Consider the following 10,231-nt stretch of genomic DNA (forward strand, 5'->3'; position numbering starts at 1 on the left):
GCTAACTCGCGAGTTCTAGGGCTGATAACTCCGCCCCAAAGTTGATATGGAAAACTTGCCCGTCAAAAACCAGCGCCGGAACGGTTTTAACACCCGCCGCCACCGCTTCTGCTACACACTCCGGGCGATCTGTCAAATCGACATACTCGACTTCGTAACGATCGCGATCGAGAGCCTGCACAATGGCTCGATCCGCCTGAATGCACACCCCGCAATCTCCACGACCCATATAGAAAATTCCTTTGCTTTTCATTGCCGTAGCTCCTTGTTGCTATAGTTGGCTATGCAGGAGACTATAGAAGGCTCGAAGTTCCGCTTGCAAGAGAGTACGTTTTGGTAAGGTAGGTACGTTTTGGTTACAAATGTGAATCCACCAGACCAGCCGGGCGCCAAAAATTTTTCTGAAGCCTCAAGCAACTTTGTTGCCATGTTTGAGGATTGTGTAGGGTGTAAATGGACGCTTCACATTCTGATGCAGATTCGCAATGGCGTAAATCGCCCAAGAGCGTTAGTGAGAACCAAGCAAGGGTTGACTACAAAGGTTCTGAACGAGCGTTTGGCAAAGATGGTTCAGTTTGGAATTCTTGAAAAAATAAGCTATCCAGAAGTTCCACCTCGCGTTGAGTATCACCTAACGCTCTTCGGTCAGGAGTTTGTTGAAATTCTTGATCGTATCGAAGCGTTGCATCGCAAGTTCGGAAGTATCTGATAGAGGTGGGTTAAGTTCACATAGCAAGCCGATCGCCCCTACTCTTTGAATGCCAATTCTCAAGCTTTATTGCATCTGCAAATACTCCAACACCAGCAACCGCAAATAGTCCAGCATTCGGATATAGGCTCGCATTTGAAGATAGCCCGATCGCGTCTCATCATAAAACTGAGCGATCGCAGAACGATCGAATACCCTAAGCTGATGTAAATTTGCGATCGCTTGCTCGCGATTCTCAACCTCTGCGCGCTCCTCAATCTGACTAGCATAACCGCGAATACTTACTGTTACTAACTCAAGCTCCTCCAGAAACGAAAAATCTTCCTCGGAACCAAGATACCTCTGAGATATCTCTTTGCGCTCTGATTTAGTGTTTTGATAGTCAACTGTCAACTGTGCCAAAAGTTGCACAATAATATCCTGCCCCAACGCTAATTTGTTCTGAACTTGTGCCATATCGCTATTCCTCATTAATGCCATAAGTCACGATTTTCTCAACACCATACTGGTCAGGTCGCACAATTAAAAACTCATTGCCCTTTCGGTAAACAGCGGCTCCATCCTGCCGATATCCCGTGCGAGGAACTTACAGCACCTCTGGTGTTGAAGTTGTGTGCTTTACGCAAATATTTGAGTGGATCAAATCCTTTTCTTTGTGAATGGTCTAACACACTTTGGGCCACAGTTCGATAAGTTCCTCTATCCCATTCAGACAGATATTGCTGTAGTTCGATAACTTCAGTATTGGAATAGTTTTCAAACAGTCGATCTAAATAAGGATCTACAAATGATTCGTCTGGCATTATCACTCTCATTCCAGAGGATATTATTGATTATAGCTTTATTGGAAAAAGATCGATCGCCTTTTATATCAAATCCACTCTTCATCGGAATGATTCATCTCTCTCATCTCTTCCTCTGTGTTCTCTGCGTACTCTGTGGTTAAATCATTCCGATCCAATCAGAATTGGTATTACCCCTTAACAACCGCCCACTGAGTCACCGGCGCAAGCGGCTTCCAACCCTGAAAAGAACCGATCGCCCCTACTCGCTGAATCCCAATTCTAATTAGTTCCCCGCCATAACGATCGTGCCATTGCAAAACTTTAAACTCGCTCTCAACTGTCACGGCATTAACAACTAATCGGCCGCCTTCACCTAAAGCATTCCAGCAATTTTCCAGCACAGCTTCTGCGGTGACACCGCCGCCGATGAAAATAGCATTCGGTTGAGGCAAATTTGTCAGGGCTTCCGGCGCTTCTCCCGCCACGATTTCGAGTTCGGGAACGCCGAAAGTCGAGGCATTTTCAGCGATGTATTGCAATCGAGTCGGATGGCGTTCGATCGCGATCGCCCTGCACCGAGGATGACTCCGCATCCATTCGATCGCGATCGAGCCGCAGCCCGCCCCCACATCCCAAAGCAACTCTCCGGGAATCGGTGCTAACGTTGACAGAGTAACGGCTCTAACCTCCCGCTTGGTAAGTTGGCCGTCGTGGCGATAAGCAGCATCCGGCAAACCGGAGGTACGAGGGAAAATCACAGTTTCGCGATCGGCTGCAACTGCGATCGCGATCGTGTTCAAATCAGCCAAATCCGCTGCATTCCAGGCTGCTGCTACCCCCTCGATCCGCCGTTCCGATCCCCCTCCCATCCGCTCGAACACGGTCATCAAACTGCTACCAAACCCTCGCTGCGTCAACAATTGTGCCACCTTTCTCGGCGTGTGTCTGTCAGCGCTCAACACCAGCAACCGCGCCCCCGGTGACAAAGCAAGGGCGATCGATGCGATCGGGCGATTTGTCAAACTGAAAGTCTCAACTTGGGCCAGCGGCCAACCCAAACGGGCGCAAGCAAGACTAAAAGCCGATACCGCCGGAATCACAGTCATTTCCTCCATGGGAATCTGGCGCGACAGCGTGACGCCGATGCCGTGACACATGGGATCGCCGCTTGCGATCACGCACACAGACTGTCCCCGGCGGCGGATGATGTCGTCAACTGTTGTCTGCAAAGGCGATGCCCAAACCAATTTTTCGCGGGTGTCGTTGGTTGGTAGCATTGCTAGGTGACGGGCGCCACCAACAACGACTTGAGATCGAGAGAGGAGGGTAAAGGCGATCGGGCCCAGCCCTGAAAGTCCATCTTCGCCAATCCCCACCACCGAAAGCCATTTGTGCATTGAATGCTTACCGCTAATCTCGTTTCCGGCTGCATCGGAATCATCAAACTCGATAATCATCACTCATTAGTTATTAGTTATTAGTTATTAGTTATTAGTCGTTAATCGTTAATCATATTATGTCCGCTCGAACAACCAGAATAAAATTGGTTTATAGTGAGGACTTCAGTCCTCATAAAACTCGATCGCACTGAAATCCTCAGTACAAAAGTTATAACTCACATCTTGCATCCTTCTCGCTTAACAGGCTGTCCGGCCTGTTCCACAAAGAGTAGATTTTCTTGTGGGGAGTAGGGTTGGGCAGGAGAACCCGCCCGTGAAAGGCTTATTAACAATGGTGCAAGATGCCAGTTATAACGCTTATTTTACCGAACTAGATATGTGAATAAAGTATAAAAAAATATTTTTCTCCAAACAAAAAGCGCCCCTATTTCTAGGAGCGCTTTTTGTTAATCTCAAGTTAAAAATTAACCGTTGATAGAAGGAGCAACCAAAGCTACGGGAGTTGTTTCACCAGCAGCCAAGTCGAGAGGGAAGTTGTGAGCATTGCGCTCGTGCATTACTTCCATACCCAAGTTAGCGCGGTTGATGACATCAGCCCAAGTATTGATGACACGACCTTGAGAGTCGATAATCGATTGGTTGAAGTTGAAACCGTTCAAGTTGAAAGCCATCGTGGAGATACCCAAAGCGGTAAACCAGATGCCGACTACTGGCCATGCACCTAACAAGAAGTGCAAGGAACGGCTGTTGTTGAAGGAAGCGTATTGGAAAATCAAACGACCGAAGTAGCCGTGGGCTGCAACGATGTTGTAGGTTTCTTCTTCTTGACCGAATTTGTAACCGTAGTTTTGTGATTCGGTTTCGGTTGTTTCACGAACCAAGGAAGATGTTACCAAGGAACCGTGCATGGCGGAGAACAAGCTACCACCGAAGACACCAGCAACTCCCAACATGTGGAAGGGGTGCATCAGGATGTTGTGCTCGGCTTGGAACACGATCATGAAGTTGAATGTGCCGGAGATACCCAAGGGCATACCGTCAGAGAAGGAACCTTGTCCGATTGGGTAGATCAAGAATACTGCGGTTGCTGCTGCCACTGGTGCAGAGTAAGCTACGCAGATCCAAGGACGCATACCTAAGCGGTAGGACAATTCCCATTCACGACCCATGTAGCAAAATACACCGATCAGGAAGTGGAAAATTACCAATTGGTAAGGGCCGCCGTTGTACAACCACTCGTCTAAGGAAGCTGCTTCCCAGATTGGGTAGAAGTGTAAGCCGATGGCGTTGGATGAAGGAACAACAGCACCTGTGATGATGTTGTTACCGTACATCAAGGAACCTGCTACTGGTTCGCGGATACCATCGATGTCCACTGGAGGAGCAGCGATGAAGGCGATGATGTAGCAAATGGTGGCGCTGAGCAAGGTAGGAATCATCAAGACGCCGAACCAACCGATGTAAATCCGGTTGTCTGTGCTTGTGACCCACTCGCAGAAGCGTTCCCAGACGTTGGCGCTTTCGCGCTGCTGTAAGGTTGTTGTCATCTGTTTATGATTGCTTTATTTGGTTTTCAATGTTCGTGACGGCTTTGTGTTCCGCCATGTAAATAAACATAAAGCTTTTATTTCAGTTTGTAAAGGCCTTTTAAGCACAGTTTTTATTATGAATGTCATAAGCTGCGCTGATAATAAGCCAGAATGCTTGCTGTATGGTGTTTTAAAAAGCAGAGTGCGGAATTTTTGGACGATCGCCCACCAATGAAGAATACTCATAATCTACCGAGGCAACGAGATTCGGGACGGGCGTCAGTGTTAAGATAGATGAAGTGTTGCGATCGCCAACCGCAAAACTCGCACTGCACAGATATATGTTGTTGCGTAAGTCCGATCGATAAAAGTCCCAAGGAATGTCCCGCACCGTCACCTACAGCCCTGCTTATACTCTGGTTCCCACTTACGAGTGTTATAACCGCTGCACCTATTGCAATTTTCGGGCAGAACCGCTGCAAAGTCCTTGGCTGACACTCGCAGAAGCCGAAAAACAGCTCAAGTTCCTGCAAACTCAAGGTGTAATTGAAATTCTCATCCTCAGCGGCGAGGTACATCCTCACAGTCAACGGCGAAAAGCTTGGTTGCAGCGGATGTACGATTTGTGCGAACTGGCGCTTGCTCTGGGATTTTTGCCGCATACTAATGTGGGGCCACTCAGCTTTGAGGAGATGGCACTGTTAAAAGAGGTAAATGTATCGATGGGGCTGATGCTAGAACAGCTTGCCCCACATTTGTTACAAACGGTTCACCGACACGCACCGAGTAAAGTGCCGGCGCTGCGGCTGCAACAGTTAGAATGGGCTGGGGAATTAAAGATTCCGTTTACAACTGGTTTGCTGCTGGGAATTGGGGAAAGTGAGGCAGATTGGGTGGAGACTTTAGAAACGATCGCCCGGATTCATTCGCGTTACTATCACATTCAAGAAGTTATCCTCCAGCCACACAGTCCGGGAAATCAGCAAAGTTGGGACGGTGAAGTTTTTGATGCTACAAAAATGCCGGAAGTAATTGCGATCGCCCGCAGCATTTTACCTGATGAAATTGCCCTACAAATTCCGCCCAATTTAGTTGCACAACCAGACATATTGCTGGCTTGTTTAGAAGCAGGTGCTAGAGATTTAGGAGGGATTGGGCCGCGGGATGAAGTTAATCCCGATTATCCTCACTTGCAACACCAAACTTTAACAGAAATTTTAGCAGCATCGGGATGGCAACTTGTGCAGCGTTTGCCTGTTTATCCTCAATACGATAAGTGGCTGCCGCAGACATTGCAAACTGCTGTAAAAAACTGGAGAGTCAATCGATTTTAGATTTTAGATTGAAGAATTGAGCCTACTGATAAATCCGGGGGCTTGTGACCAAATTGCTTGATTGTCAGTTATTAATTATGGGTAATGGGAATTGGTAGCAAGATTCTTTAAATTGCTGCTATAGAGATTTTAAATCAAAGAACCGCCACCATCAATCCAGACTTCAGTACCTGTGATAAAGCTGGACGCATCTGATACCAGAAATAAAACTAATTGGGCGACTTCTTCGCTCGAACCTGCGGTATTATCAGTCAAAGGAATCAGGTCTTGAATCGCATCAGGATCGAGTGGAATGTCATCAAGATGGCGCTTAACCGTGCTTTCCTCAATGGCTGTCAGCACCCCACCCGGACAGATCACATTGACTCGGATTTGGCTGGGAGCAAGTTCTAGCGCCAGCATTTTCGCTAAAGCTACTTGGGCAGCTTTGCTGGAAGCGTAAGCTGTGGCCCCCACTTTCCTGAAACTTCTGGTGCCATTAATCGAGGATGTAATAACGATGGAACCTCCTTGTTTTTTTAGATAAGGAACAGCATATTTCACAGTCAAAAATGTTCCTCTGAGGTTGGTGTTAATTGTCTTGTCCCACTCTTCGGGTTCTATTTCTTCTATCGGCGACCATACACCGTTAATACCTGCATTTGCCAACACAATATCAATTCTTTGATATTCGTCAATAATTGTTTGAAATGCCTGTTGCATTTGCCGAGAATCCGCCACATCTGCGGCAATAGCTAGCCCGCAGCCTCCTTCATTGACCAAATGGCGGACGGTTTCTTGCCCGGTTTCTAAAGTGCGATTGATAACAGCAACTTTTGCGCCTTCCTTGGCAATTAAAATTGCTGCTGCACGACCAATTCCCGACCCGCCGCCGGTAATAACGGCAACTTTTTGTGAAAGTTTCATAAGTTTTTATGTAAAATAAAATAATATTAAATATTATACGCGATCGCATAGCCTAAAAATAGGACTAGAGAGAGAGCTTTAGTCCTAACTATAGATAGATTTTAGTTATCAAAGATATGAAAGCAAAAAGTAAAAAGATATCTTGCTTTTTACTTTTTGCTGTTAACACCCTCCTTACGGCTGCGGCACCCAGACAGAAACTGAACCGGCGTTACACCTAAAATCAGCCCAACCATCCTCATTCGTAGTGATGGGTTCTTGGATGTGTTCGGTGATGTCAATATAAGTTCGATTCGGCTGTCCGACTTCCATAAACTTAGTGCCATCGCCTCCGTTACTGAGTACCACAGCCATGCCGCCCGGATGTTCTTCATCTCCGAGTCGCGTCCAGCCAATGGTGTTGGCGTGGTCGAAGTAATCGTACTGATTGCCGTAGGAATAAGTTTGGCGCGCGAACAAGAACTTATCTACCATAAACTGATGTTTGTCTAACCAAATCTCGTATTCATTGCCATCATTTGCTTTATCCTTATAGTTAGCGCCGTAATAATCCGGGTAAAAAATGCACGGATATCCTTCGCGCCGCAGCAGAATTAAAGCGTAGGCAAGGGGTTTAAACCAAGCCTCGACAACTGATTCTAGGGATTGTAAGGGTTGGGAATCATGGTTGTCTACCAAGGTAACGGCGAGGGCGGGTTGCTGTTGGACGAGAGTGTTATCAAAAATTGTTCGCAAATCGTAGTTATTGCCGGCTTTGCTAGCAGCGTGGAAGTTGTAGTGGAGGGGTGCGTCAAATAAGGCTACTTTACCGTTGGTTGCTTCTAGGAAGTAGTGCAAAGCTTCCACTTCGTAAGACCAATATTCGCCGACGGCAAATAGGTCGCGTTGGGCATAGTGGCGGACGTGTTCCAACCATTCTTGGAAAAATTCTGCTTTAACGTGTTTGACGGCATCGAAGCGAAAGCCGTCAACGTTTGTTGTATCGACATACCACTCACCCCAGTATTTTAATTCGCCGCTGACTTCTGGGTTGTCCATATCTAAATCGCAACCCATCAGGTAGTCATAATTACCTTTTTCTAAGTCTACTCCTTGATCAAATTCTTTACCTTTTAGCAGGTAAACCGCATGGGTTTCTGTGTTGTAAACGTTGTAATCAATGGCGTCAAAATGCCACCAATGCCACTCCATGCTGGAATATTTTTTATCGCGGCCGGGGAAGGTAAAATTCGTCCAAGCTTTGATTTTTTGATATTCGCCTACGGTGTCATTCCGGTTGTCGGGATTGAAGGGTGTGGCTTCGGCTTCTTCTTCTGCGTCGGCACCTAATTTGTGGTTGAAGACAACATCGGCATAAATCCGAATTCCTGCATCTTGGGCAGCTTTTATCGCGGCCAAATACTCATCTTTTGTCCCGTATTTCGTCCGTACTGACCCTTTTTGGTCGAACTCACCTAAATCGAATAAGTCGTAGACGCCGTAACCCACATCCATGCCGCCGCCCGTTCCTTTATAGGCGGGTGGCAACCACAGAGATGTAACGCCGATTTTCGCTAAATCTTTTGCAGATTTCGCTAGCTGATTCCACAGGCTGCCGTCGTCGGGGCTGTACCAGTGGAAATACTGCATCATGACGCCATTGGCTTCAGACATATATTTAGTTTTTGCTATTTTGTAATGTTGCCAGATAGATTTTTGTTCGTAGCTTGCTAGTTTACGTAGGTCTGCAATCTATCGTTAATAAATATCATAATAGATGGGGTTGCTCACCACAATCTATCTGTTGATGGATTGACAAAAAAATGTAAATTTGATAATAATTATTTTCAGGCTATAGAAAATTATTAAAAGGGTGGCGATGCTTCGGCAACTCGCTCAACTCTGGTGTTCCAAGTGCCGTCGATCGCCAATTCAAGCAATCTAAATCCCGGGGGGATTTCGTCAACTATAATCGGATGGCTTTTGGGTAAAAGTTGGATGCAGGTGCTGGGTGTCCCCAAGTAGGTAACTAACCCCCGCTGTTGTTGAAATTCTTGGTGAATATGGCCGCAGAGGACGATTTTGATTTGAGGATATCGATCGACAATTGCCAAAAATTCATCGGCATTGTGCAGCATCATTCCATCCATTATTTCACAGTCGATCGGCAGCGGATGATGGTGCAAGGCAATGATAACTGGTCGATCGCCGGTTTGTTGCAGTTGAGAGTCGAGCCAATGCAAGCTTTCTGGGGAAAGCCGCCCGCCGTCGCATCCGGCTTCCACACTCGAAAGTAATAGAAATTGCCAGTTTCCTAGCATCCATGATTTTTCTGGGGAAAGGGGCGGTTGATTTAAGATTTCTGCCATGACTGGGATGTTGTCGTGGTTCCCAGGTATCCAGTAGGCGGGTATTCCTAGGGGGGCGATGAGGGATACGAGGCGCTGGTAGGATTCTGGTGTTTCGTCTTGGGACAAGTCGCCTGTGAGTAGGAGTAAGTCGGGCGGCGGCTGTATCTGTTGCAAGCGATCGAGAACTGCTTGGAGGGTGCGGGCTGTTGAGAGGCCTTTCCATTCTCGATCGATCTCTGCAAACAAGTGAGTGTCCGTGATTTGGGCGACGAGTAGGGGAGAAACTGGTGTCATGGCTGGTGTTGCGGGTCGTTGCTATAGTTCTAGATTACCTTCCCACAAGGGTTTTGGGGATATGGGAAAAAAGGGCGATTCCCTACCCTTGGGGGACCAAGGCGCGTTGGGGATAGCTGCGCTTTACGAAATTTTTGACAGGTATGTTAAAATTTTCGAGATTTGGTGTACTATAAGAAAACGTCAAATTTCAGACGTGACGGCGGCATAGCCAAGTGGTAAGGCAGAGGTCTGCAAAACCTCCACCCCCAGTTCAAATCTGGGTGCCGCCTTTTTTAATTTTTGTTAGATGTGGCTAAGATGCCGTTTGGGCGATCGAGAAAACCCTCTTGAGTTTTGGCTTTATAACAGCGGCCGGCTCGGTTGGTGCATAATTCAGATGGACTAGAAGCGCTGATTGATGAGATTAATGGTGAAATTGCGGATTGATTTGATTGACTCAGTTCAGTAGGACAATCTTCTAATATCAAAGGTAATCATAGATCGAATAGGTATATACTATGGCTGAAATTCAACTTTTATCTGAAGTTGATGCAGATTACACCAAGCTACACGACTTGTTAGTTAAAAAGAATTGGCTACGAGCTGATGCTGAGACAACAAAATTAATCTTAACGATTAGTGGAAAAAATCAGAGAGATTATGAATCCTTAACAATTGAAGATATTGAGAAATTCCCTTGCACAGATTTATGCACAATCGATTTACTATGGCAGTATTACAGTGATACGAAGTTTGGTTTTAGTATTCAAAATAGGCTATGGAAAATAATTTGTCAGGAAAGACGGGCTAAAGCAAGCTTCTCTACCTTCAGTGAACTAGGTGCTGGTTACCTAAAATGGTGGCTTCCTGAAGAAGGCTGGCTTAGGGAGCATCCCGGTTTTGCAAAAGCCTCAAATAGCCAAGAGGTCGTTGAGGTAAGCACAACGAAGTTTTAGCATTTG

At 46.5% G+C, this 10,231-nt stretch carries 12 protein-coding genes and 1 tRNA gene; 4 read left to right on the forward strand and 9 right to left on the reverse strand.

The features are described 5' to 3' along the window. Position 1: 1 nt before the first annotated feature. Positions 2–253, reverse strand: coding sequence for a thioredoxin family protein (locus tag QUB44_RS03425; RefSeq protein WP_333363112.1), 252 nt, complete (start codon positions 251–253; stop codon positions 2–4). Between the two features lie 111 nt (positions 254–364). Between QUB44_RS03425 and QUB44_RS03430 the strand changes: the two genes are divergently transcribed. Next, positions 365–709, forward strand: a complete 345-nt coding sequence (locus tag QUB44_RS03430; protein ID WP_333363115.1) for a helix-turn-helix domain-containing protein — start codon at positions 365–367, stop codon at positions 707–709. 66 nt (positions 710–775) lie between these two features. On the opposite strand, the gene QUB44_RS03435 is transcribed toward QUB44_RS03430, so the two are convergent. The 5 genes from QUB44_RS03435 to QUB44_RS03455 all read right to left on the reverse strand — a co-directional run bounded on the left by QUB44_RS03435 (position 776) and on the right by QUB44_RS03455 (position 4,820). Continuing rightward, complete coding sequence (locus tag QUB44_RS03435) at positions 776–1,165, reverse strand: hypothetical protein (RefSeq protein ID WP_333363118.1); 390 nt, start codon at positions 1,163–1,165, stop codon at positions 776–778. Positions 1,166–1,239: 74 nt separating this feature from the next. Further along, complete coding sequence (locus tag QUB44_RS03440; RefSeq protein WP_333363120.1) at positions 1,240–1,512, reverse strand: hypothetical protein; 273 nt, start codon at positions 1,510–1,512, stop codon at positions 1,240–1,242. A gap of 170 nt (positions 1,513–1,682) precedes the next feature. Further along, positions 1,683–2,891, reverse strand: coding sequence for a precorrin-6y C5,15-methyltransferase (decarboxylating) subunit CbiE (gene cbiE / locus QUB44_RS03445; protein WP_333363159.1), 1,209 nt, complete (start codon positions 2,889–2,891; stop codon positions 1,683–1,685). A gap of 467 nt (positions 2,892–3,358) precedes the next feature. Further along, entirely contained in the window at positions 3,359–4,441 is a 1,083-nt protein-coding gene (gene psbA / locus QUB44_RS03450) for a photosystem II q(b) protein (protein ID WP_333363123.1), read from the reverse strand. A gap of 172 nt (positions 4,442–4,613) precedes the next feature. Continuing rightward, positions 4,614–4,820 (reverse strand): hypothetical protein, encoded by a 207-nt coding sequence (locus QUB44_RS03455; protein ID WP_333363126.1) that lies wholly within the window; start codon positions 4,818–4,820, stop codon positions 4,614–4,616. Here QUB44_RS03455 and cofG point away from each other — a divergent pair. Further along, positions 4,804–5,757 carry a 7,8-didemethyl-8-hydroxy-5-deazariboflavin synthase subunit CofG gene (gene cofG, locus QUB44_RS03460; RefSeq protein WP_333363129.1) on the forward strand — a complete coding sequence of 318 codons (954 nt, stop codon included), beginning with the start codon at positions 4,804–4,806 and terminating at the stop codon, positions 5,755–5,757. The two genes, QUB44_RS03455 and cofG, sit on opposite strands and share 17 nt — an antisense overlap. Positions 5,758–5,886: 129 nt before the next feature. Here cofG and QUB44_RS03465 read toward each other — a convergent pair whose 3' ends face one another. From QUB44_RS03465 to cpdA, 3 genes are all read right to left on the reverse strand, one after another. Beyond that, entirely contained in the window at positions 5,887–6,663 is a 777-nt protein-coding gene (locus QUB44_RS03465) for an SDR family NAD(P)-dependent oxidoreductase (protein WP_333363132.1), read from the reverse strand. A gap of 174 nt (positions 6,664–6,837) precedes the next feature. Beyond that, the gene (locus QUB44_RS03470; RefSeq protein ID WP_333363135.1) at positions 6,838–8,316 is read right to left on the reverse strand and encodes an alpha-amylase; all 1,479 of its coding nucleotides are present in this window, start codon (positions 8,314–8,316) and stop codon (positions 6,838–6,840) included. 191 nt (positions 8,317–8,507) lie between these two features. Then, complete coding sequence (gene cpdA, locus QUB44_RS03475; protein WP_333363138.1) at positions 8,508–9,287, reverse strand: 3',5'-cyclic-AMP phosphodiesterase; 780 nt, start codon at positions 9,285–9,287, stop codon at positions 8,508–8,510. Between the two features lie 201 nt (positions 9,288–9,488). On the opposite strand from cpdA, the gene QUB44_RS03480 reads away from it, so the two are divergent. Both QUB44_RS03480 and QUB44_RS03485 read left to right on the forward strand, forming a co-directional pair. Next, a tRNA-Cys gene (locus tag QUB44_RS03480) sits at positions 9,489–9,559 on the forward strand. A gap of 228 nt (positions 9,560–9,787) precedes the next feature. Next, complete coding sequence (locus QUB44_RS03485) at positions 9,788–10,225, forward strand: GUN4 domain-containing protein (protein ID WP_333363141.1); 438 nt, start codon at positions 9,788–9,790, stop codon at positions 10,223–10,225. Positions 10,226–10,231: the final 6 nt, after the last annotated feature.

This window comes from Microcoleus sp. AT3-D2 (assembly GCF_036705715.1).
Lineage (GTDB): Bacteria > Cyanobacteriota > Cyanobacteriia > Cyanobacteriales > Microcoleaceae > Microcoleus.

Coding starts and splice junctions, on each gene's coding strand:
- cbiE (WP_333363159.1), bottom strand. CDS start 2,891: ATGCACAAATGGCTTTCGGTGGTGGGGATTGGCGAAGATGGACTTTCA.
- QUB44_RS03435 (WP_333363118.1), bottom strand. CDS start 1,165: ATGGCACAAGTTCAGAACAAATTAGCGTTGGGGCAGGATATTATTGTG.
- QUB44_RS03425 (WP_333363112.1), bottom strand. CDS start 253: ATGAAAAGCAAAGGAATTTTCTATATGGGTCGTGGAGATTGCGGGGTG.
- cpdA (WP_333363138.1), bottom strand. CDS start 9,287: ATGACACCAGTTTCTCCCCTACTCGTCGCCCAAATCACGGACACTCAC.
- QUB44_RS03440 (WP_333363120.1), bottom strand. CDS start 1,512: ATGCCAGACGAATCATTTGTAGATCCTTATTTAGATCGACTGTTTGAA.
- QUB44_RS03465 (WP_333363132.1), bottom strand. CDS start 6,663: ATGAAACTTTCACAAAAAGTTGCCGTTATTACCGGCGGCGGGTCGGGA.
- psbA (WP_333363123.1), bottom strand. CDS start 4,441: ATGACAACAACCTTACAGCAGCGCGAAAGCGCCAACGTCTGGGAACGC.
- QUB44_RS03470 (WP_333363135.1), bottom strand. CDS start 8,316: ATGTCTGAAGCCAATGGCGTCATGATGCAGTATTTCCACTGGTACAGC.
- QUB44_RS03485 (WP_333363141.1), top strand. CDS start 9,788: ATGGCTGAAATTCAACTTTTATCTGAAGTTGATGCAGATTACACCAAG.
- cofG (WP_333363129.1), top strand. CDS start 4,804: ATGTCCCGCACCGTCACCTACAGCCCTGCTTATACTCTGGTTCCCACT.